This window comes from Flagellimonas ulvae, from assembly GCF_049333175.1.
Classification (GTDB): Bacteria; Bacteroidota; Bacteroidia; order Flavobacteriales; family Flavobacteriaceae; genus Flagellimonas.
The window spans coordinates 2,527,351-2,547,454 of the sequence record NZ_CP186325.1 but is presented as its reverse complement, the minus strand read 5'-3'; the positions used below and the strand labels follow the sequence as shown (position 1 = coordinate 2,547,454).

At 39.4% G+C, this 20,104-nt stretch carries 26 protein-coding genes; 17 read left to right on the top strand and 9 right to left on the bottom strand.

The features are described 5' to 3' along the window. The first annotated feature begins 47 nt into the window (after nucleotides 1-47). The 4 genes from ACOKFD_RS11725 to ACOKFD_RS11710 all read left to right on the top strand — a co-directional run bounded on the left by ACOKFD_RS11725 (nucleotide 48) and on the right by ACOKFD_RS11710 (nucleotide 2,206). Entirely contained in the window at nucleotides 48-401 is a 354-nt protein-coding gene (locus ACOKFD_RS11725) for a hypothetical protein (RefSeq protein WP_422858104.1), read from the top strand. A 242-nt stretch (nucleotides 402-643) separates the two neighbouring features. Next, entirely contained in the window at nucleotides 644-1,117 is a 474-nt protein-coding gene (locus ACOKFD_RS11720) for a YHS domain-containing (seleno)protein (protein ID WP_422858103.1), read from the top strand. A gap of 37 nt (nucleotides 1,118-1,154) precedes the next feature. Then, on the top strand, nucleotides 1,155-1,508 hold the full coding sequence (locus ACOKFD_RS11715; protein WP_422858102.1) for an SPW repeat domain-containing protein: 354 nt from the start codon (nucleotides 1,155-1,157) through the stop codon (nucleotides 1,506-1,508). Between the two features lie 122 nt (nucleotides 1,509-1,630). Continuing rightward, nucleotides 1,631-2,206 carry a uracil-DNA glycosylase family protein gene (locus ACOKFD_RS11710; RefSeq protein ID WP_422858101.1) on the top strand — a complete coding sequence of 192 codons (576 nt, stop codon included), beginning with the start codon at nucleotides 1,631-1,633 and terminating at the stop codon, nucleotides 2,204-2,206. Nucleotides 2,207-2,378: 172 nt separating this feature from the next. On the opposite strand, the gene ACOKFD_RS11705 is transcribed toward ACOKFD_RS11710, so the two are convergent. Continuing rightward, nucleotides 2,379-2,981 carry a Crp/Fnr family transcriptional regulator gene (locus ACOKFD_RS11705; RefSeq protein WP_422858100.1) on the bottom strand — a complete coding sequence of 201 codons (603 nt, stop codon included), beginning with the start codon at nucleotides 2,979-2,981 and terminating at the stop codon, nucleotides 2,379-2,381. Between the two features lie 232 nt (nucleotides 2,982-3,213). Between ACOKFD_RS11705 and ACOKFD_RS11700 the strand changes: the two genes are divergently transcribed. Together ACOKFD_RS11700 and ACOKFD_RS11695 are read left to right on the top strand one after the other, a co-directional pair. After that, nucleotides 3,214-4,935: a serine hydrolase domain-containing protein gene (locus ACOKFD_RS11700; protein WP_422858099.1), complete on the top strand. Its 1,722-nt coding sequence runs from the start codon at nucleotides 3,214-3,216 to the stop codon at nucleotides 4,933-4,935. Between the two features lie 59 nt (nucleotides 4,936-4,994). Further along, on the top strand, nucleotides 4,995-5,126 hold the full coding sequence (locus tag ACOKFD_RS11695; RefSeq protein WP_422858098.1) for a hypothetical protein: 132 nt from the start codon (nucleotides 4,995-4,997) through the stop codon (nucleotides 5,124-5,126). 162 nt (nucleotides 5,127-5,288) lie between these two features. Here the strand turns inward: ACOKFD_RS11695 and ACOKFD_RS11690 are convergent, their stop codons facing one another. After that, complete coding sequence (locus ACOKFD_RS11690) at nucleotides 5,289-5,498, bottom strand: hypothetical protein (RefSeq protein ID WP_422858097.1); 210 nt, start codon at nucleotides 5,496-5,498, stop codon at nucleotides 5,289-5,291. Nucleotides 5,499-5,792: 294 nt separating this feature from the next. Here ACOKFD_RS11690 and ACOKFD_RS11685 point away from each other — a divergent pair, with 294 nt between their 5' ends. The 6 genes from ACOKFD_RS11685 to ACOKFD_RS11660 all read left to right on the top strand — a co-directional run bounded on the left by ACOKFD_RS11685 (nucleotide 5,793) and on the right by ACOKFD_RS11660 (nucleotide 9,630). Continuing rightward, entirely contained in the window at nucleotides 5,793-6,272 is a 480-nt protein-coding gene (locus ACOKFD_RS11685) for a hypothetical protein (protein ID WP_422858096.1), read from the top strand. Between the two features lie 18 nt (nucleotides 6,273-6,290). Beyond that, complete coding sequence (locus ACOKFD_RS11680; protein ID WP_422858095.1) at nucleotides 6,291-6,533, top strand: hypothetical protein; 243 nt, start codon at nucleotides 6,291-6,293, stop codon at nucleotides 6,531-6,533. A 104-nt stretch (nucleotides 6,534-6,637) separates the two neighbouring features. After that, nucleotides 6,638-7,174, top strand: coding sequence for a YcxB family protein (locus tag ACOKFD_RS11675; protein ID WP_422858094.1), 537 nt, complete (start codon nucleotides 6,638-6,640; stop codon nucleotides 7,172-7,174). 219 nt (nucleotides 7,175-7,393) lie between these two features. After that, entirely contained in the window at nucleotides 7,394-8,275 is an 882-nt protein-coding gene (locus ACOKFD_RS11670; RefSeq protein ID WP_422858093.1) for a hypothetical protein, read from the top strand. A gap of 129 nt (nucleotides 8,276-8,404) precedes the next feature. After that, nucleotides 8,405-9,118, top strand: coding sequence for a helix-turn-helix domain-containing protein (locus ACOKFD_RS11665; RefSeq protein ID WP_422858092.1), 714 nt, complete (start codon nucleotides 8,405-8,407; stop codon nucleotides 9,116-9,118). A 41-nt stretch (nucleotides 9,119-9,159) separates the two neighbouring features. Next, the gene (locus ACOKFD_RS11660; RefSeq protein ID WP_422858091.1) at nucleotides 9,160-9,630 is read left to right on the top strand and encodes a GNAT family N-acetyltransferase; all 471 of its coding nucleotides are present in this window, start codon (nucleotides 9,160-9,162) and stop codon (nucleotides 9,628-9,630) included. A 38-nt stretch (nucleotides 9,631-9,668) separates the two neighbouring features. Here the strand turns inward: ACOKFD_RS11660 and ACOKFD_RS11655 are convergent, their stop codons facing one another. Together ACOKFD_RS11655 and ACOKFD_RS11650 are read right to left on the bottom strand one after the other, a co-directional pair. Then, on the bottom strand, nucleotides 9,669-10,238 hold the full coding sequence (locus ACOKFD_RS11655; protein WP_422858090.1) for a hypothetical protein: 570 nt from the start codon (nucleotides 10,236-10,238) through the stop codon (nucleotides 9,669-9,671). Nucleotides 10,239-10,517: 279 nt separating this feature from the next. Further along, nucleotides 10,518-11,120 carry a carboxymuconolactone decarboxylase family protein gene (locus tag ACOKFD_RS11650; RefSeq protein ID WP_422858089.1) on the bottom strand — a complete coding sequence of 201 codons (603 nt, stop codon included), beginning with the start codon at nucleotides 11,118-11,120 and terminating at the stop codon, nucleotides 10,518-10,520. 96 nt (nucleotides 11,121-11,216) lie between these two features. On the opposite strand from ACOKFD_RS11650, the gene ACOKFD_RS11645 reads away from it, so the two are divergent. From ACOKFD_RS11645 to ACOKFD_RS11630, 4 genes are all read left to right on the top strand, one after another. Next, nucleotides 11,217-11,651 (top strand): OsmC family protein, encoded by a 435-nt coding sequence (locus ACOKFD_RS11645; protein WP_422858088.1) that lies wholly within the window; start codon nucleotides 11,217-11,219, stop codon nucleotides 11,649-11,651. Nucleotides 11,652-11,776: 125 nt separating this feature from the next. Next, nucleotides 11,777-12,067: a GIY-YIG nuclease family protein gene (locus tag ACOKFD_RS11640; RefSeq protein ID WP_422858087.1), complete on the top strand. Its 291-nt coding sequence runs from the start codon at nucleotides 11,777-11,779 to the stop codon at nucleotides 12,065-12,067. A gap of 91 nt (nucleotides 12,068-12,158) precedes the next feature. Continuing rightward, on the top strand, nucleotides 12,159-13,847 hold the full coding sequence (gene recJ / locus ACOKFD_RS11635) for a single-stranded-DNA-specific exonuclease RecJ (protein WP_422858086.1): 1,689 nt from the start codon (nucleotides 12,159-12,161) through the stop codon (nucleotides 13,845-13,847). 5 nt (nucleotides 13,848-13,852) lie between these two features. Next, nucleotides 13,853-15,109 carry an MFS transporter gene (locus ACOKFD_RS11630; protein ID WP_422858085.1) on the top strand — a complete coding sequence of 419 codons (1,257 nt, stop codon included), beginning with the start codon at nucleotides 13,853-13,855 and terminating at the stop codon, nucleotides 15,107-15,109. Between the two features lie 134 nt (nucleotides 15,110-15,243). On the opposite strand, the gene ACOKFD_RS11625 is transcribed toward ACOKFD_RS11630, so the two are convergent. The 5 genes from ACOKFD_RS11625 to ACOKFD_RS11605 all read right to left on the bottom strand — a co-directional run bounded on the left by ACOKFD_RS11625 (nucleotide 15,244) and on the right by ACOKFD_RS11605 (nucleotide 19,230). Beyond that, nucleotides 15,244-16,014: a UDP-2,3-diacylglucosamine diphosphatase gene (locus tag ACOKFD_RS11625; protein WP_422858084.1), complete on the bottom strand. Its 771-nt coding sequence runs from the start codon at nucleotides 16,012-16,014 to the stop codon at nucleotides 15,244-15,246. Nucleotides 16,015-16,036: 22 nt separating this feature from the next. Then, a complete protein-coding gene (locus ACOKFD_RS11620) occupies nucleotides 16,037-16,465 on the bottom strand; it encodes a DUF3592 domain-containing protein (protein WP_422858083.1) in 429 nt (142 codons plus the stop codon). 121 nt (nucleotides 16,466-16,586) lie between these two features. Then, a complete protein-coding gene (locus ACOKFD_RS11615) occupies nucleotides 16,587-17,354 on the bottom strand; it encodes an enoyl-CoA hydratase/isomerase family protein (protein WP_422858082.1) in 768 nt (255 codons plus the stop codon). Nucleotides 17,355-17,382: 28 nt separating this feature from the next. Further along, the gene (locus tag ACOKFD_RS11610) at nucleotides 17,383-18,717 is read right to left on the bottom strand and encodes an MATE family efflux transporter (RefSeq protein WP_422858081.1); all 1,335 of its coding nucleotides are present in this window, start codon (nucleotides 18,715-18,717) and stop codon (nucleotides 17,383-17,385) included. 12 nt (nucleotides 18,718-18,729) lie between these two features. Beyond that, the gene (locus ACOKFD_RS11605; RefSeq protein ID WP_422858080.1) at nucleotides 18,730-19,230 is read right to left on the bottom strand and encodes a GNAT family N-acetyltransferase; all 501 of its coding nucleotides are present in this window, start codon (nucleotides 19,228-19,230) and stop codon (nucleotides 18,730-18,732) included. A gap of 53 nt (nucleotides 19,231-19,283) precedes the next feature. Between ACOKFD_RS11605 and ACOKFD_RS11600 the strand changes: the two genes are divergently transcribed. Continuing rightward, nucleotides 19,284-20,081: a universal stress protein gene (locus ACOKFD_RS11600; protein ID WP_422858079.1), complete on the top strand. Its 798-nt coding sequence runs from the start codon at nucleotides 19,284-19,286 to the stop codon at nucleotides 20,079-20,081. Nucleotides 20,082-20,104 lie beyond the last annotated feature (23 nt).

The window sequence follows — 20,104 nt, the reverse complement described above, 5'->3', positions numbered from 1 at the left end:
AATGTAATTACAAACAACAATTGTATAAACATTAAAAATTGACAACAATGGATATTAAATCATTAGCTACGGAAATGGACGGTATAGTTGCCCAAGGAGCTATTGTGGATGCGGTAAAACAATTCTTCGCAGAAGATTCCACTACTTCAGACTACAAGGGTATAGCAACTACCAACAAACAACAAATGGTTGAAAAAATGGAAGGCTTCGCAGGAGCCATTGCCCAAGTGAATGGCATTACTCACCACCACACCATCGTGGATGGAAATGTATCTGCATCAGAGTTCACTTTCGATTTCAACATGAAAGACGACAGTAAAATTTACTGGCATGAAATCATTCGCAGAATCTGGAATGAAAATGGCAAAGTGGTACAAGAAGAATATTTTAATGCGGAATAATAAATCCCATGCATTTCTTCAACACCAAAAGGCATGGACGACTGATTAGGACAAAGCGTTTCGATTTTGGCTCCCTTTTTACAGAAGCCCGATGGAGAAGGCCAAACACCTTAGGTGTTGAACCTCATGAAACCCATCGCTTTGATAGCAGAGGGCTTGAACTATCATAAAAGAAAATGTCTTTATAAACAGTCCAAGAAGAATAAAAAAACAATACATGACAATTAGTAAAAAATAAAACGATGAAAAATACAATTAAGACAACAGTACTCATTTTCGCTTTAGCCGTAAGTTCAATCACTTTTGGACAGGATAAAAAAGCGAACAACATTGATAATAGCAATATTGCCTTGGCGGGCTATAGCCCAGTGTCGTATCTAGATTTGGGATTAGCGCAAATAGGAAACAAAGCCTATAAGTCGGAATACAAAAAAGTAGCATATTACTTTACCTCTGAGGATCAAAAGAAGACGTTTGACAAGAATCCAGAGAGATATTTACCTCAATACGGAGGGTACTGTGCTTTTGGCGTGTATGCCGGAGCTAAATTTAGAGTAGACCCCAACAAATTTATGGTGAAGGATGGCAAGTACTATTTGTTCTTGAACAATGTAGAATTGGATGCCAAGCAACTATGGTTGGCAGAAAATAACCATAGCAAGTTAAAGAGTACTGCAGATACCAACTGGAAGAAATTAAGCGGCACCTATAACTAGGATATGCCAGCAAAGCGTTCAATTTAAATTGAAGATTATGAAATTCGTTACGAAAAGAATACATGCCTTTTTGGATTATCCAGTGGCATTAGCATTGATAGCCTTACCCTTTTTACTAGGCTTGGGAAGTTCCAATCCTTTGGCATTGCAACTCTCGGTTGCGGTTGGAGTAGCGGCTTTGGCCCTGACTTTATTGACAGACCATCATCTGGGAGTATTTCGGGTAATACCCTACAAGTATCATTTATTGGTAGATTTTTTGGTAGCCGTAGTATTTATTTTGGCACCCTTTGTTCTGTCGTTTAAAGGACTGGACGGATACTACTACTGGATAAATGGGATTGCAGTTCTGATTGTGGTAAGTCTTCACAAGCCGGAAGTGGTAAACTAAAGTTCTCTAAAATCCACATGCAAGAAGTTTTCATGGTAGGTGGATTGTGTGATGAAGAATTGCTCCGACATTTTTGTTGGGGCATTTCTTGTTTTTGGGTAAATTCCTAGTGCTAAAAAAATATGAAACAACTACTCTCTAATATTCGCAACTGCGAGATATGTAAATCAAGTCTCCCCTTAGGTCCCAGACCCATAGTGGCAGGTCATCCAGAATCCAAAATTTTGATTATTGGCCATGCCCCTGGCACCAAGGTGCATAAAACTGGGGTCCCTTGGGATGATCAAAGTGGAAAGCAGCTTAGAAAATGGATGGGTATTTCGGATGAGGTGTTTTATGACGAAACCAAAATTGCCCAAATGCCCATGGGGTTTTGTTATCCTGGCAAGGGAAAATCTGGAGACCTCCCTCCTAGACCCGAATGCGCTCCGCAATGGCACGATATACTTCTGGAACAAATGCCTAACATAAAGCTTACTATTTTAATAGGCCAATATTCACAAAAACGTTACTTGGGTAACAAAAGGGAAAGAAACCTAACGGAAACAGTCAGGAATTTTAAAAACTATGCCCCTGAATACTTTGTGTTACCGCATCCCTCGCCACGAAACCGGTTTTGGTTGACAAAGAATCCTTGGTTTGAGGAAGGGGTCATCCCAGAGTTTCAAAATCAGATACGCAAATACCTGAAGGCTTAAATGGTCACTTCGAGTGAAATTCTGAAAGAATTTAGTATCGAGAAGTGGTTGAGAACAAAAACTTCCTTGTTTTCGATACCTGCCTCGACGGCAAGGCGGGCAATTTTCTTTGATTTCGACTGCGCTCAATCTGACAGAAAACCACTCAAACTGATAGAATTGCTCGTTTTGATTAATACATAACCGAAGCACGCAGTCTACTAAAGGTCTCCGGTTTCATGTTGAGGTAAGAGGCCAAGTATTTTTGGGGAATGACTTTGAGTTCCTCTGGACAGCGTTGCATAAAAGTAACATAACGTTGTTCTGCAGACATTGTGAGCAGTTCCACTTCGCGAAAGAGGCGCCCAAATAAAATGTCCTGAAAAAACAGATGCCCCCATTTGTGAAATTCAGGATGGGTCTCAAAAAGTTGATGATAATCCGAAAGATGAATACCTAAAAGGGTAGAGGGTTTCAAAGCCTCCAGGAAAGTAGAAGAGGGAGTTTGAGCAACAAAAGAATCGAACACCCCTGAAGGGCTTCCGGTATACGAAAACCCCAGGACCACTTTTTCTCCTTTTTCATTGAGAATGTACAGGGCCTGCACCCCTTCTAGAACGAAATAGAAGTAATGCTCAATGGAACCGGCCTCGGTAATTAAGTCATATTGGTTAAAGCTTTTTTCAACCCAAAGTGAACGAAACCAAGATTCGTCAACATGATTAAAGTTGACATGTGGAAAAAAAGCTTTTAGTTTTAGGAAAGTGGCATCGTTCATAAAAGGGTCTTTCTCCAAAAATACTAATGCTTTTGCACATCCATCTATGCTCTACGTCATTTCGAAGGAGTGAAACAACTGAGAAATCTATTTTGTTTAGATTCCTCACATGCGTTCGGAATGACATTGGATATCAGACAATTTTCTAAAAATTTCTCACTAAAACGATTAGGAAAAGCCTGCCATGTTAATTTCATACAATTTCTGGGTTTGGTAACCTACTACTTTTGGGATTCAAATCAATCAGATAATGAAAAAACATCAAGTATTCTTTTTAGTCCTATCCCTATTTTTAATTATAAGTTGCGCCCAAAAAAGCACACCACAACCCATTGAAGGGGAATGGATAGGCCACCTGCCCAATAAAAACAGTTTCAATTTTGAGGTGTCCTTGGAAAAATTGGAGGACAATAAGCTCCATCTCACCCTAACCAATGGGGAAGTGCTTCTGGAGAAAACAGTAAAGTCATCCAATACCAATACCATTGAGTTTAATGTAAATGAACAGTTGTTTTTTAATTTAAAATATAGTGAAGACCAACAAGCTCTTACGGGATTTATAAAGTCAGCCAGGTTTCTGTACCATGTGAACTTACCTCGCACGGAAAGCAACAAATATATCGGAGATTGGAATGCATTTATGGTAGATAATGGCCTGCAGTCCGACGATATTATGTTGTACACCGAATTGACAGAAGGCGATAATCTCGTAGCCTATCCTTTTTTTGGAGACCAACGGTTTCGAGGTGCTTGGGCCGAGGATTTTAAGAGACAAGGGGACACGCTTTTGTTCAAGGACGGTAATACCGGTCTTAATTTTAGGGCCAAACTTTTGGATGGCACCATTGAACTGGAAATTTTTTTGACCGATGTTTTGATAACCAAGACCAGTTTAACCCATACCACAGAAGGTTGGGACTATAACTCGGATGCGGTAGACCAATCGCAAAGCTCAGATACGCCCGCACAGCTAAACGATGGTTGGACTACTGCCAATGGCAAAGACTTTAAAATAGACACGAAGCAACTGGACCGGCTCATTCAAGATGTGCATGCGCAAAAGCTGGTGAATACCCACAGTGTTTTAATAGCTAAGGAAAACAAGCTGGTTTTTGAAACCTATTTTGATGGGAACAATGCCAATATTCCGCATGACCTGAGGTCGGCCTCAAAAAGCATTTCTTCGGCGGTGATTGGGATAGCAATTGATGAAGGGATTCTCGAGAGTGTGGATGAAAGCTTGTACAGCTTTATTCCAAAGGAATACCAACATACCAAAGATGACCAAAAAGCAAAGATTCGGATAAAGGACCTGCTCACCATGAGCTCTGGCATGGATGTAAACAAGCTAGCTAGCGAGGATTATTATCAAAATCCGAGCAACCCCAACAGTTGGCTCCAAACCGTTTTGGAAGCGCCCATGGTGAACGAACCGGGCACCTATTTCGATTATGGGTCTGCCAATCCTTTTTTGTTGGGGGTGTGCTTGAACGCACGTTTGGATATGCCCATGGAGACCTATATGCACGAAAAACTGTTTGCCCCTTTGGGGATAACCAATTACATCAACCAAACGGATGACACGGAGCGTGTGCCGTATTTTGGTGGAGGGATGTTGTTGACCTCTAGGGACCTGCTCAAATTTGGACAATTGTTTTTGAACCAAGGCGAGTGGAACGGAAAACAAGTTATCTCAGCGGAATGGGTTGCCGAATCGTTTGGAAAGTATGGGCGTTTGCAGGATACCCGAGACAAAAACGAATACGGTTATCTCTGGTGGCACGATAGCTATGAGGTAAACGGAAAGCCCATAGCTGCTATTGAGGCTCGGGGCGCTGGAGGGCAGTTTATCTTTATACTTCCAGAATTGGAAGCTGTAGTGGTGATGACCTCAGGGAACTTTAGAAACCGAAAAGGCAACCAACCTCGGGATATTTTACAGGAATATATTTTGCCTGCACTAGCCAATTAAAGTAGTTCAGTAGCCATAAAAATTTCATCTTGGGCAAGCTCAAAAAAGGGCTGCTCAGGATGAAAATACAAGCTCATTCATCTTCCCAACTTGGCTTTGAGTACAACGGCCATAAGCCACCCAACAACGTGCATCAAACATCAGACCTCAGAAAAGAGAGAATAGAGAAAGAAATGTCACTTCGAGCGTAGGCGAGAAGTCCTTAAAGCTAAGTTCTTCACTAGGTCTCGACTGCGCTCAATCTGACAGAAAACCACTCAATCTGACGGAAGTTTTGCTTTGCCAATCCCTAAAACCGTCACTTCGAGTGGAATCCCAAAGGGATTTTGTATCGAGAAGTCTATCAACCTGAATTAACCCTTCTTCACCAAAGTAGCCTCAATAAGCTCCCAAAGCACCTTTACTTGGTAGAGGGCCTCTTTTTCTTCTCGGTACAAGGGTTCGTGAGATTCGTACAGGGCCACATCGTGCACCCATTTAAGGGCCTTAACCCGGTCTGGGCCATCTAGGGCATCTACAAACTCCAACAATTTGCGCTGTGCCGGATTCAGCGTTTTAGTCATGGATGAATCACATTTGGGACATCGCGGACAATCTTCACCATTTTGCATAACAAGGTGGTTAAAAATTAAACAAAAGGAAAAAGGGTAAAGTAGAAAGTACAAGGGTGTACCTTGAAAATTCTTAGAGTTAGAACCCGTTTGCCTATCTAAAAATCTAGTTAGACCATTCAGGCAATCGCAATGATGAGTTTCGCAGCTCTAATATACAGTTTAAAATAGAATGGTGGGATTTTTAAGACAGAACTAGTAACTTCACGAATCTATAAAACCAAGCATATAATCCGTAATTATAATTTGAAAAAGGCTTTTCCATACATACTGTTTTTTCTCCTTCTAGGATGCCAAAGTTCAATCGAAAAAGGTCAAATTCAAGGCAGCTGGTACAGATTTGAAAGCCCTAACGGATTCACGGCCATAGAATTCAAAGAAAATGGTTCATTTACTGCAAATTCAACTTTTTATTCTGATAAAGGACAATGGGATATTGATGGTAATCAGATACTATTGAAGGACACTATCGGAGGAAACCATGTGAGTTTGAAATTCCGTCTATTGGAGGAGAAAGAAATGGTTATTGAAAAAAAAGGAGATGAAGATTGGGGCATAGAATTAACAATAGCTCCGGATTTTGTTAAGTTTTTCGAGGACTTAAATAACGTTGAATTACGAGATGATTTGTCTTTTGGAACCTCATTAGAAGCATGGCGAAATTCATTCAACATTTATCTTGTTTCTGAAGATGATGGAGTTTTATTCCAACTAGACGAGAAATAGGAGAATCAAACTTATAATATGGCACTTAAAGATTATGTTCAATCACTCCCTCCAGATGTTCAAGAAAAAGTAAAAATCTTTCTTTTTGCAGATAAAAATATTCCAGACACAACGATGGATAGCATAGTAGTCGAAATGAAAAACCGAATTGTCAGGGATATTTACATTGTATATGATACTAATATTCCAAATTATTCTTTCGAAGGAATATACTGGAAAACAAAAAAGACTACTTCTAACAAGATTATTAGTTCACAGTAGTTTTATACCTCCTTAAAATCTCATCATGCTGAAGTGGAGGTTACTCTTGAGCTTTAGATTGAAAAGGGGTAATTTGAAAATCAAACAATACACGATTATTGCCCATGAAAATAAATTACAAATTGACCAATTCAGATTTTTTGCAATATCAACTGTATACTTCCTCAAAATCGGAAACCCATAAAAAGAGACGTAGAAATAGTCGGGTCGTTGTACCTATTCTGTTTTTACTTTATGGATTTTACCTGACCAATAGGGATGAAAGCTATGGCGGAATCATAGCTTTTGGATTTACCTCTGTTTTATGGTTTTTTCTTTATCCAAAATATTCTAAATGGAGGTATGAGCGGTACTTCAAAAAACATGTAGAAGACAATTACAAAAACCGGATTGATAATACCGTAGAGCTTGATTTCGACGAAAACTACATTTCCACAAAGGACTTTACATCGGAAAGTAAAATAAATGGGGCTGAAATCAAGGAGTTGATTGAAACACAAAACCATTTCTTCATAAAGTTGGCAACCGACTTATCACTAATTGTACCCAAGCATGCTGTAACTGACCAAGAGGAATTGAAAAAACGCATAACGGATTTTGGCGCCAATTATAATAATGAATTGAGTTGGGTTTGGAAATAAAGTTTGCTCTGCTTGAGGGTGAATCTTGAGCTTTAGATTGAAAAGTGTAACATTATCTGACGGTTTTGTACATATTAATTGTATGGGGATAGAGTTTAGGCCCAGTATGAAATTGTGACAAAATCAATTGCTGAATTAATTTCCAAACTTCTGGCAATCCCTAATCTAAATCCTAAAGGGTAAACCCTGAAAGCTATATAAAACCAAAAACAAATTCCAATGAGCAGTATTCAGGACATGAATAATCGCATGAAGCAAAATCGGAATTTGAGACCTTCCAAACGGGCAAAATTCAAAGGAGATAATCGGAAAACCTTATACCAAGAGACCAACGAGGAAGACCGACCCAAATTCAAGGAATTTTCGGAATTTCAAATAAAAAAGGCAATCGATAAATTCAGAAAAAATGCAAAATCTGATAGGCGCACCGAATGGATTATTTTAACCATACTAATAGCGGCAATGACTACATTCATGGTTTACTTGTTAATTTCAGGCAAGAGCAGCTCCCCAATAAATACAGAGAGTAGTCCAAGGTATACTTATAAGTCAACTCCGTCTATAATTTGGAATGGAAAACTATATGAGCCCATAAGAGTTCCAAATACAGACTTTTTCTATATCCCAACGGTAGGAAACTTGGACTATATTGATTTAGAACAGACCTATAGAATACGTAGCTCGAATATGGTTGTCCAGTACACAAGTAATATTTTATTTCTGGACAAGGACTGTACTATCATTAACAAACTACTACCTGAAAATGGCTCGATTAGATTTATGAATGTTATTCCCAGAGACGAAGAGTTAGAACCACAAAAAATAATTTACAGATTAACCCAAGATGAACCGAATGTGTACGGTAAAATATATAATCTTGAAAAGCACTTTTTTTACATGTCCGATTTGGATGGCAAGAACTTAACCAAAATCACTGACCTTGAGGTAAGAAGTTTTAAATGGGACAGTAAACGAAATGAAATTCTGCTATACTTTTATTATAAAGAAGTAAAGGATCGTGACCTTTATGGCGTATTTAATATTGAATCAAATGAATTCAGGTTGGCTAATCGAAAGGAAGATTCCAAAAGCGTTGACTGAAAGACTTGAAATCTTTTTTGATGACATGCAGGTCAAAACTTTATCAATTTTCACCAAATCTTCATCTAGAGCTTTAGATTGAAAAGGTGTAACTTCACCTTGAGCATTATACCCAACCAAAATCTTTCAATGAAAATTTATGATTTTGACATAGAAAAAGGGATTTACAGCTTCGAATTCGATACACTGAATACCGAAAAGCATTCACACCCTGTTGTTGAAATTATAAACGCAATACAAGGAACTTTTTCTTTAGAAGTAAATGGACAAACCGAAAAGAATTTGGTTTTTGCTATTATCGACTCAAACATTCAACATAAAGTTGTTTCGCAAGACTGCACGGTAATCATGCTTATGATAGAATGCTATAACGCACAGTTATCCAATCTATTAAGCACTAAGAACATTACATTGGAAAATGGAACTTTCTTAAAAACTGAATTTCCTTCAAAAGCTGAACTAGTTGAAGAGATTAAAAATCTTGCGATTACAGCAGACTTTAAAACACCAACGGATAAGCGAATAGAAGACTGCATCAAATTTATTGAACAAAACGAGCTTGAATACAAAAACCTCATATCGGAACTGACCTCAAAAGTATACTTATCGGATAGCAGGCTTTCACACCTTTTCAAAGAACATATTGGAGTTTCCATTAAAAAATATTTGGTCTGGAATAAGTTAAAACAAGCAATCAATTTGTATTTAAAGACATCCACCAATCTAACAGAGGTTTCCTTGGAAAGTGGTTTTTTTGACCAAGCACATCTAAGTAAATCTTTTAAAAACGTTTTGGGAGTAAGTCCATCACGAGCATATAATAGCAGAATCGTACAAGCCTAGCCTGCCTTAGCGTCTTAATTTTGTCATCATAACACAGAATGATGAGCAGGCAGATTAGAAAAGTACAAAAAGAGGATATTTCAGAACTAAAGGTAGTATTGGACTCAAGCGAACTTTTTCCTTCCCACTTGCTTGACGATATGATAAGTGACTATTTGAACAATAAAAATTCAAATGACATTTGGTTTACTGCAACGAACGAGGGCAAACCAATTTCAATTGGCTATTGCGCCCCAGAAAGATTGACCGAAGGAACATACAATTTATATGCAATTGCTGTTCACAAAAATCAACAAGGGAACGGAATTGGCAAGAAAATGATGAAATACATTGAAAACGAGTTACGAGAAAAGGAACACCGAATTTTAATTGTGGAAACCTCGGGCAAACCAGAGTTTGAATTGACCAGAGAGTTTTACATCAAATGCCATTACGTTCAACAGGCGGTAATTCCTGAATTTTATGAAAAGGGGGATGACAAAATCGTGTTTTGGAAGAAACTAGTGGAATAAACGGAGCACTAATTTGAACCTTTTTAGGCGTGTATAGTTTATCCCAAAATCTCATCAATCTGTACCATGTGGCGCTCCATATGGCAAAGCAAAAACTCAAAAGCTTCAGGCAAATAAAAATTGACAATTGGCCCAATGGCTGAGGAGAATTTTTTCTTCGATACATCTTTGCTTCGGCTACTTAAAATAGCTTGCTTCAAATGATTATTTAGCTCAAAAAAATTGGTAAAGACTTCATTAATCTTTTCTTGGGTCAAATCAGCAGCTTCAAATATGGGAGTAAAGCGCTTTAAGGTCTTCATTTTCATTTTGCGCTTACCATCTTTTGACAGCTGCCCTTGAATCACAAACTTTTGCCACCCACGAGCCTTAAACCCTTCCGTTTCTTTTTGAACATCCGGAGATTGGGAAAGCGCATTATCAATTTTGGGCACATAGATACGATAGGCCATGTTGAGGTGCTCAATTACTTCCACCACATTCCATGATTTTGGTCTGGGCGCGGTGATGAGTTTTTCCACATCAAGTTTAGAAATAGATTCCACCTTGGAGAGGATACCATTCAATCGCTGAATTTGATTTTCGGAAGTCAAAATTAAGCTCGCCATAACTGTTCGTTTTTTTGATTACAGCAAAGTTCAGTCAGGAGGATGATTTAAAACTTGATACAGGTCAAGAAATTATGATATCTCTCAACGTCAGTTCGAGTGTTTCTGAAGGGCAGTGCCTGAAAGAAATGTATCGAGAACTACAATTAAGATGAAATTCTTGTTTTCGATACAAATTTCACTCATTCCAATCGTGTAAATTCATTCAAAATGACGAATTTCATCAATTTGAACCGATGTTCCAAAAATCCAAAAGCGAAGCGGTCTATCTTCTAAAGTCTAATATCTAGATCCGTCATGCTTTCCTTTTTCCCAACCCGTTTTGCCCAAATATTGCTCGGCACTTTCCACGGCACCATCCTCAATCGAAGTTCCCATGGAATCGTTCCAACGGTTGAGGTATCCAAACAAGGAGATAACCCCTAGCATTTCCACAATCTCCCCTTCGTTCCAGTGTTCGTAGAGTCGCTTTTTTATTTCAACATCTACCGCATTGGGTACTTGGGATGCTGCCAAAGAAAAATCCAATGCAGCACGTTCTGCTTCAGAGAAAGCCGGGTGGGTTCGGTATTCCCAAATATTATCCAATTGTTCTTGCTCGGCACCGTAGCGTTCCGCTGCACGAATAGCATGGGCCTGGCAATAGCGACACCCAGTGGCATTGCTGCTTACCCACGCAATCATCCGTTTGAGTGCAGAAGTAACCCTTCCCTCATTGGTCATAACTGCCTTGTTCAGGTTGATGAAGGCTTTGGAAATGGCAGGTCTGTGCTGCATGGTCAAGACTGAATTGGGGCAAAACCCCAAAGTTTCATTAAAGAATTCAGCTAGTTTTTTGGTATCCGGATCGTGGTTGGGGTCTAAAGGTTGTACTAAGGCCATAAAGATTTTTTTGAAATGAAGAATGTCATATCGAGCGCAGTCGAGAGATCTCTTTGTTGTATTTTTGAAAGTTACAAGAAACGAAAATTTACCATCATGACAAATCATATTACCACCAAGTGGCTAGGCGAAATGGCCTTTGAAAGCAACAATCCCTCAGGACTTTCCATCAAAATTGATGCGGGACCTGAGAATGGAGGAGCAGGCGAAGGTTTACGACCCAAAGCGCTGATGCTTTCTTCCTTGGCGGGCTGCTCTGGTTTGGATGTGGCCTCACTTATTAAAAAAATGAAACTAGAGGTTGATGATTTTCAAATGGAGACCATCGCCAATTTAACTGACGAGCATCCCAAATATTATGATTCCGTTGTGTTGGAATATCATTTTCATGGAAGCAATCTCAATGAAGACAAACTTCAAAAAGCGGTGGACCTATCCGTTGAAAAATACTGTGGTGTGATGGAAATGTTCCGGCGGTTTGCTGAGTTGGAGATCAAAACGTTTTTTCATCACAAAGAAGGTGAGGTTTAAAAACTCAAGAGCAAGTTCAAGAAATACCTTACATTTAGAAATACTTTTCAGCCTTACATAAGTTAATGTCACTTCGAGTGGTTCTGACAAAGTCAGAATTGTATCGAGAAGTGCTTAAACCTAATATGAAAAAGTCTTATGTATACATGCTGAGATGTTCTGACGAAACCTACTATACAGGAGTAACCTCTAATCTTGAGAAGCGAATACAAGAACATCAGGAAGGAAAACACAGAAAAAGCTATACTTTTTTTAGAAGGCCTGTGGTATTGGTTTTCTATGTTGAATTTACAGACATTAGTTTAGCCATAGAAAGGGAGAAACAAATCAAGAAGTGGTCAAAAGTTAAAAAAGAAGCTTTAATTAATGAGGTCCATGAAGCATTACCCGATTTATCAAAAAAGAAATTTAAATAACTTGTTCTCGATACAATTTTCTGCGATTTCGACTAGGCTCAATCTGACAGAAAATTACTCGAACTGACGCTTATCCAAATCAAAATCTACCATGCGCTGGACCGTTAAACCCACTCTTTCAACTAAACATATAAAAGAGCTTTCAGAATCTTTGAAAGTGGACAAACTGATAGCTCATTTGTTGCTGCAACGGGGCATCTCCAATTATGAAGAGGCCAAAAAGTTCTTTCGTCCCGGTTTTGAGGATATCCATTCGCCTTTTTTAATGAAGGATATGGACAAAGCTGTGGCACGAATTGAAGAAGCCATGGAAAAAGGGGAGAATATTTTGGTCTATGGAGATTATGATGTGGATGGAACCACTTCCGTAGCCCTGATGTCATCTTTTCTAAAAGAGACCTACCCTAATGTAGCGACATATATTCCAGACCGCTATGCTGAAGGCTACGGGGTTTCTTTTAAAGGAATAGATTTTGCCTCTGATAACGATTTTACACTGATTATTGCTTTAGACTGCGGGGTAAAGGCCATTGACAAAGTGAAATACGCTAATGAAAAAGGAATAGACTTTATAATCTGCGACCATCACCGCCCAGGAGAAGTGCTTCCAGAAGCCGCGGCCGTTTTGGACCCAAAACGGGAAGATTGCGAATACCCGTATAAAGAATTATGTGGTTGTGGTGTAGGGTTCAAGTTGATTCAGGCATTATGGGAAAAGAGTGGAGGAACGGTTGAAGAACTAACCCCTTACTTAGATTTAGTGGCCACGGCCATTGCTGCAGATATTGTTCCCATGACAGGCGAGAACAGGATTTTGGCCTATTATGGTTTAAAGGTAATCAACACGGCTCCAAGAATTGGTTTTAAGGCCATTATTGGACAATTGAAAAAGAAGGAGCTTACCATTTCTGATGTTGTGTTTGTGATAGCACCTCGTATTAATGCCGCAGGACGCATAAAACATGGAGGGCATGCAGTGCAATTATTAGTGGAGGAAAATATGGAAGCCGCGCAAAGATGGGCTGAAGAAATTGAACAGTTCAACACAGATAGGAGACAGTTAGACCAAGCAATTACGAAAGAGGCACTGCTTCAGATTCACGAGAACCAAGAAGAAGATAGGTATACCTCTGTGGTGTATAATGAAAACTGGCATAAAGGCGTAATCGGAATCGTGGCATCCCGTTTAACCGAAACGTATTATCGACCTACTTTGGTTTTCACCAAAAGCGGGGATAAATTGGCAGCTTCGGCTCGTTCCGTAAAAGGGTTTGATGTCTACAATGCTTTAGATGCTTGTTCGAATACTTTGGAGCAGTTTGGAGGACACAAATATGCTGCGGGCTTAACCCTTTTGGAAAGCCAGTATAAAAAATTCAAACAGCAATTTGAAACTGTAGTGGCGTCAACCATAGACCCGACCCTTTTGGAACCTGAAATTTCCATTGATGCTGAAATCGAACTCAACCAGATTACCCCCAAATTGTATCGTATTTTAAAACAGTTTGCCCCTTTTGGACCAGAAAACATGACACCCGTTTTTATGGCATCACAGGTTGCTGACACGGGTTATGGAAAATGTGTGGGTGAAGATGAAAAACATTTAAAAGCTTCAGTCAAACAAAACGGCTCATCCCCTATTTCAGCCATTGGATTTAACTTAGGTCACTGCAAGGATAAAATCACAAAAAATAACCCGTTTGATATTGTTTTCTCTTTGGATGAAAATGAATGGAATGGAAATGTTAGCTTGCAATTGAAACTTAGGGACATTCGATAGTTTTCATGGATCCATACGCTGCACTCCGATATAAGGAATTCAACATTTTTCTGCTGGTTCGCTTTGCCATGGTATTTGCATGGTCCATGCAGTTTATCGTGATTGAGTGGCAGGTTTATTCATTGACCAAAGACCCACTTTCTTTAGGAATTATTGGTTTGATGGAAGTGATTCCCGCGGTGGGTACGGCGCTTTTTGCAGGTCATGTTGTAGATCAGACGGAAAAGCGTGATTTGTTAGTAAAGTGCATTCTTGGGTTTTCGGTAATTAGTTTGGGTCTGTTTTTTCTAAGTGACCCTGATTTGGAAGCATCGCTGTCTTCCAAGACCATTCTCTACCTAATTTACACTTTGGTGTTTTTAGGTGGTTTGGTAAGGGCGTTCATAGGCCCAACTATTTTCTCCTTGATTGCATTGATTGTTCCTAAAAAGATATACCCGAATGCAGCGACATGGAGCAGTTCTACATGGCAATTAGCCTCTGTCTTGGGCCCAGCTTTAGCTGGATTCTCTATTAGCTGGATTGGGGTGCATTGGTCTATGTGTGTAATTTTCGGTTTTTCGCTGATGGCCCTTTTGTTTTTATTCCGAATTCCCAGAAAGCCCATTCTCAATCCAAAAATTGGAGAGCCTATTCTACAGAGTTTAAAAGATGGATTGAAATTCGTTTTCAACAGCAAAGCTATTTTTGGTGCCCTGACTTTGGATATGATAGCCGTCCTTTTTGGCGGAGCGGTTGCGCTATTGCCCATTTATGCTCAGGATATTTTACAAGTAGGCTCTGAAGGATTTGGAATATTGCGTGCGGCGCCAGCCGTGGGAGCATCCATTACCATGTTAGGTTCCACCAGATTTCCGCTCCACAAGAAGGCGGGCAAGAAATTATTGTGGGCCGTGTTCGGATTTGGAATCTGTATCATTGTCTTTGGGGTATCTAAGATTTTTTGGGTTTCAGTAGCTGCTTTATTTTTAAGTGGTGCTGTTGATGGGGTATCCATGATTATCCGTCAAACGATTCTTCAATTAAAAACGCCAGATAATATGAGGGGCCGGGTAGCCTCTGTAAATTCTATTTTTGTGGGATCATCCAATGAACTCGGCGCTTTTGAAAGCGGTCTTGCCGCTAAAATCCTAGGAACGGTTCCAGCGGTGGTTTTTGGAGGTTGTATGACTTTATTGACGGTAGGGGGGATGGCCGCCTTCTTTCCTAAATTCAGAAAACTGGATTTAACGGCTGATGTTGAGGAGCGGGAGAATGAGTAAAGGAAATCACGTCACTTCGAGTGGTTTTGATGAAATCAAAATTGTATCGAGAAGTAATCCTCTTTGTGATTTAGTTCTCGATATATTTCCTTCATGCAAGCACTTCGGAAATACTCGAACTGACGCTAGGCAGACTAAACTTCGAATTTTCCCAAAGTCAATTTCTCTCCATCAAAAACAGCATAAGTAAAATAGCTTATCCAATCCCCTAGATTCGTATATCTAGAATCATCATTCAATTGGATTTCCAAAGGAAGGTGTCGGTGCCCGAAGATGAAATGGTCATAGTGCTGTTGTTCCAGTTTTCGTTTGGCATATTGAACCAACCATTCCTTATCTTCTCCCAAAAACTTCGCATCAGCCTCACCAGAAATAATTTTGTTGTTTATGGATAAGTGTTGCGCCAAACGAACGCCCAAATCCGGATGTAGCCATCTAAAGAACCACTGCGCCACTGGATTGGTAAAGACTTTTTTCATGCGTTTAAAGCCTTTATCGTCTGGACCTAGACCGTCACCATGTCCAATGAAAAAAGAAGTGGTTTCGTTAACCAAATATTGTTGAGGTTTGTGAAACACAGGAATGTTCAATTCCTCTTCGAAATAGCCATTCATCCAAAGGTCATGGTTGCCCACAAAATAGAAAATAGGGATTCCAGAATCAGTAAGCTCCGCTAACTTCCCTAAAGTTCGTGTAAAGCCTTTGGGCACAACTGTTTTATATTCGAACCAAAAATCAAAGAGATCACCTAAAAGAAAAATTGCTCCGGCATCCTCTTTAATGGAATCCAACCAGGCAACAAACTTCTTCTCGCGGGGCAAGCTGTCCTTGGATGTAGGTGCTCCCAAGTGATTGTCACTAGCAAAGTAGATTTTTTTACCCAAAGGAAGTTGAAGTTTCTTCACGGAATAAAGATAAGGCTATGCGTCAAAAGTAAATGTACCAAAGATAACTTCCACCAATAATGAGAAGCGGGGATGCCACCATGGCCAATATAACCATACCACGATACAACCCCCAAAAGGATATGGTTTTTACGTTTTGCTTGTCTTTTGGACTATAGACGATTTTTACTTTTTCACCAACGTCGTAAGCGGGGGGACTAGAGGATATTTTGCTAGTATAGCTGTGTGTATTTTTTTGACGGTCTTTGAATTCAAAAACCGGGGCATATGTGTTGCTATCGCTACTGGAAGTACGCAAGAGTTGTGTGACGGTTGCTGTGGTTCTAATCCCTTTTTCTAGGAGTAATTCTGTTTTTTGATATTGGAGGTATGCCGAATACATTAAAAAACAACCCAAAGCAAAAAAGAAACTATACAATAAAATCCACATCGATGATTTGTTTTTGGACATTAATTTACCTTTTGAATCTTTTTCTATTTCGAATTCTGGTAACGAGATAGATTACAATGACTAAAAAAGCTACAATAGGAAAGACAATATCGCTATTTAGAAAGTTAAGAAGATCCATCGATTATTTTTTGAATTTATCCAAAGTTTGTTTGGTCTCTGGAGAAAGGGAAAGCTTACCGGAAGCCGCTGCTCTTTCCAAAAGGAGCTCATCCCAATGTTCGGTACCTTCCCAAAGTATGCGCTTCATTTCGGTCAAAGCCTCAGGGTTGTAGGAGGCCAATTTTGAAATGTGTAAATCCAAATCTTTGTCCATTTCAGAAATGGAATCAAAAACCTTTGAGAACAATCCTTTTTCTTTAGCCCAATAAGCGTTTTTCCATTCTGTGGGATTTAAGGAAAGCTCGGCTAGACCAGATTTGTTTATTTTTCTTTCCACCGCTGGGGCAATTACAAAGGGACCAATTCCTATGGAAAGCTCTGATAGTTTGATTGAAGCTGCCTCTGTTGCATACACATAATCACAGGCCGAAGCTAAACCAACCCCTCCACCAACTGTTTTTCCTTGGATTCGGCCTATTATAATTTTTCCGCAGCTTCGCATGGCATTGATTACATTGGCAAAACCGCCAAAAAATCGTTTTCCTTCATCCAAACTGGAAATAGCGACCAATTCATCAAAGGAGGCACCTGCACAAAAAGCACGCTCGCCTTCTGATTTCAATACAATTACAGAAACGTCATTGTTCTTTCCTAAGGCAAGCAGCTCTGTGGTAAGACGCTTAAGCAGTTCAGAAGTAAAAGAATTACTCGCAGGATGACCAAATTCAACAATCGCCACTCTATTTTGAATTGAAGTATACAAGCTTCCTTTGGTTCTATCTGTAGGCATGTTTTGTTCTTGAAATTATGGAGCTAAATTAAGGGTTTTGCACCAAGGGCTTGAATTTTCTCCTGAATTTCCACACCAGAGACAGTCCTCGGATGAGCATCCAGACTACAAAAGCAATCCATATGGCATAGAAGCCCCAGCCCAAGCTTTTACCTAGGTATAAAGTGGGAATAAACCCTAAGAAAGTGGCAGATAAGAGGATATTTCTAAGGTATTTCATCTCTCCAAGACCTTTAAAAAGACCATCATAAACAAAGGCCAAAGTATTCATGGGCAATCCAAGAATCATAATAAAGAAAATACTATAAAAGGTTTCCAAGACTGCAGTTTCGTTTGAAAACAACCTTCCAATGGGGTGATAAAAAATAAAACCCGCAACCATAATAACTACACTAACCACCATTCCATATTGGATGATTTTTTTGGCCAGTTTCCACAGACCGTTGTAATCCTTAGCCCCCAATAGTTTCCCCCCCATACTGTTTCCGGCTGCACCATAGCCATCAATAAAAAAAGCAGCAAACAACCAAAGGTTGATGGCTATGGTATGGGCGCCAATATATTTATCACCCAAGGCTGTAGCTTCCCTTACCGCAATGATAAGGGCTGCATTTAAAGCCAATGCCCTCACAAATAGATTAAGACTCATGATGACCAAACGCTTTATCTCTTTGTTCAAAGGAAAAGTTAAACGCAATCGGATACTAGTTTTCTTCAGCAGTAATATAAAAACGGATATGGCCATAACGGCTTGTGAAATAAGGCTGGCCCAAGCGGCACCTTCAAGATACATGGCAGGAATCCATCCTTCAATTCCGTAAACGAGGATAAAATCTAGAACAACATTTAGGACAGCACCGATAAGAGCAATTATCATGGGGTAATAGGTGTTTTGCAATCCCCTGAAAATTCCAAAAATCGCAAAAGTAAACAAGGTCAAAGGGAATCCCCAAACCCGAATGGCATAGTAGGAAACACAGAGTTCCAGTATTTTCCCTTTGGCTTCAAACAAGCTGAAAATATCTTCAATAAAGAAGATGGTGGAAAGCAAAATAACCACGCTCAATGAGACATTGAAAAAAATGGCCTGAGCTGGAAGGTTTTCCACTTCTTTCAGTTTTCTTGCTCCCAAATATTGGGAAATTATAGCTGAAATAGAACTTCGCGTTTGTCCTAAAACCCAAATAAGCATGGACAAAAAAGACCCTACAATTCCAGCTGCAGCCAAGGATTCCAGTCCATTAACAGGAATATTGCCTACAATGGCGGTATCCGTAATGGACAACAAAGGTTCTGCGATACCAGAGATTGTTGCCGGTACAGCCAGCTGATTGATGGATTTAAAATTGATTTGAGTCTTCAATACGTATACAGATTACAAAACGAGTTCGTAGCAATGAAATGGGTGTTCGCTTTGTTTCGGAAAGAAAATATCCCCTAGTTTTTGATAACCACGCTGTTCATAAAAATGCTGATTACGCTTGTTTTGTGAGAAGGTATCCAGCCGGACAGAAGCGAATCCATTTGTTCTGGAGAAATCCTCAGCAAAATCCATCATGGTTTGGGCAAAACCTTGTCCCTGAAATTCTGGATGAATACAGACCCTATGGATATAGGTATTGTTTCCATTGGGAGTCAGCCATTTTATAGGAATATATTCTTCATCCATATGGGTGGATATGACAATGGCCCCAACAACTTGACCGTTGTATTCATTTACATAGAGTTCATTTCTATTGAGATCATTAAGAAATGCTTGTTCTGTAGGATAGTGTTCGTTCCATTGGTGAATTCCGTTGCCCACCATTTTTAGGGCACAAGCTCTGGTAACCTGTAGAATGTCCTTAATTTCAGGTAACTTTGCGTGTCGTATCATTGATTCAGTTCAATTAAGTTGTAAATTTAAGGTATAATCACAACCACCAAACAATGAATAATATACTGGTACCCATAGGAACTTCTCCTAATGCTTCCAACACATTGCAATATGCAATTGATTTTGCGGCCAATTTTGGCGCTCAGGTTTTTGTTATGGATGTCTTTTCCGTATCCTCTGCCTCGGGAAGTCTTGCAAATATAGAAGAGAAGGTTGCAAAGAGCAGCAAGGAACATATCAAGGAGATTATTGCTAGTGTCAATACGAACAATGTTGAGATTAAAATTGCCACCTATAATGGGGATATAATTGATGGTCTTAACGATATCAACAAAGAATTGGGGATTGATTTAATCATTATCGCCCCACGAAGCAATGATATCAAAGAGGAACTCTATTTGGGGCATACCTCTGGACGAATTGTTAAACAAACCAACATTCCAACCCTAATTGTTCCCAAGGGGACGGAATTCAGACCCATTCAAAATATTATGACCGCTTTTGGTTCGGGAATCTTGAAACGTAATCGTGTTTTGAATCCACTTATTTCCATAAAAGATAAATTTAGATCGGAAGTTAACTTGCTATTGGTTAAAAGACCTGGGTATTCAGAAGATGATCTTCAGGTGAACACGGCTCTTTTGGATTTGAGCAAGCAACTTATTATGACTGAGAATGGAAATACGTATTTGGGAGTATTGGAATATTATCAAAATCAACAACCGGATTTAATTTGTGTCTTTAGAAGAAAGCGAGGTTTTTTTAAAAAGTTATGGGAAAAGAACACCATTCCCAAGTCTGAATTTTTTGTTCCTATACCCGTATTGATTTTAAGCGTTAAAAAGGATTAAGGCTTGCCCTTACATTTTGAAAC

Bases quoted from the DNA above. Each gene is read 5' to 3' on its own strand.
- ACOKFD_RS11725 (WP_422858104.1), top strand. From the start codon at position 48: ATGGATATTAAATCATTAGCTACGGAAATGGACGGTATAGTTGCCCAA.
- ACOKFD_RS11720 (WP_422858103.1), top strand. From the start codon at position 644: ATGAAAAATACAATTAAGACAACAGTACTCATTTTCGCTTTAGCCGTA.
- ACOKFD_RS11715 (WP_422858102.1), top strand. From the start codon at position 1,155: ATGAAATTCGTTACGAAAAGAATACATGCCTTTTTGGATTATCCAGTG.
- ACOKFD_RS11710 (WP_422858101.1), top strand. From the start codon at position 1,631: ATGAAACAACTACTCTCTAATATTCGCAACTGCGAGATATGTAAATCA.
- ACOKFD_RS11700 (WP_422858099.1), top strand. From the start codon at position 3,214: ATGAAAAAACATCAAGTATTCTTTTTAGTCCTATCCCTATTTTTAATT.
- ACOKFD_RS11695 (WP_422858098.1), top strand. From the start codon at position 4,995: ATGAAAATACAAGCTCATTCATCTTCCCAACTTGGCTTTGAGTACAAC.
- ACOKFD_RS11690 (WP_422858097.1), bottom strand. From the start codon at position 5,498: ATGACTAAAACGCTGAATCCGGCACAGCGCAAATTGTTGGAGTTTGTA.
- ACOKFD_RS11680 (WP_422858095.1), top strand. From the start codon at position 6,291: ATGGCACTTAAAGATTATGTTCAATCACTCCCTCCAGATGTTCAAGAA.
- ACOKFD_RS11675 (WP_422858094.1), top strand. From the start codon at position 6,638: ATGAAAATAAATTACAAATTGACCAATTCAGATTTTTTGCAATATCAA.
- ACOKFD_RS11670 (WP_422858093.1), top strand. From the start codon at position 7,394: ATGAGCAGTATTCAGGACATGAATAATCGCATGAAGCAAAATCGGAAT.
- ACOKFD_RS11665 (WP_422858092.1), top strand. From the start codon at position 8,405: ATGAAAATTTATGATTTTGACATAGAAAAAGGGATTTACAGCTTCGAA.
- ACOKFD_RS11660 (WP_422858091.1), top strand. From the start codon at position 9,160: ATGAGCAGGCAGATTAGAAAAGTACAAAAAGAGGATATTTCAGAACTA.
- ACOKFD_RS11655 (WP_422858090.1), bottom strand. From the start codon at position 10,238: ATGGCGAGCTTAATTTTGACTTCCGAAAATCAAATTCAGCGATTGAAT.
- ACOKFD_RS11650 (WP_422858089.1), bottom strand. From the start codon at position 11,120: ATGGCCTTAGTACAACCTTTAGACCCCAACCACGATCCGGATACCAAA.
- ACOKFD_RS11645 (WP_422858088.1), top strand. From the start codon at position 11,217: ATGACAAATCATATTACCACCAAGTGGCTAGGCGAAATGGCCTTTGAA.
- ACOKFD_RS11640 (WP_422858087.1), top strand. From the start codon at position 11,777: ATGAAAAAGTCTTATGTATACATGCTGAGATGTTCTGACGAAACCTAC.
- recJ (WP_422858086.1), top strand. From the start codon at position 12,159: ATGCGCTGGACCGTTAAACCCACTCTTTCAACTAAACATATAAAAGAG.
- ACOKFD_RS11630 (WP_422858085.1), top strand. From the start codon at position 13,853: ATGGATCCATACGCTGCACTCCGATATAAGGAATTCAACATTTTTCTG.
- ACOKFD_RS11620 (WP_422858083.1), bottom strand. From the start codon at position 16,465: ATGTCCAAAAACAAATCATCGATGTGGATTTTATTGTATAGTTTCTTT.
- ACOKFD_RS11615 (WP_422858082.1), bottom strand. From the start codon at position 17,354: ATGCCTACAGATAGAACCAAAGGAAGCTTGTATACTTCAATTCAAAAT.
- ACOKFD_RS11605 (WP_422858080.1), bottom strand. From the start codon at position 19,230: ATGATACGACACGCAAAGTTACCTGAAATTAAGGACATTCTACAGGTT.
- ACOKFD_RS11600 (WP_422858079.1), top strand. From the start codon at position 19,284: ATGAATAATATACTGGTACCCATAGGAACTTCTCCTAATGCTTCCAAC.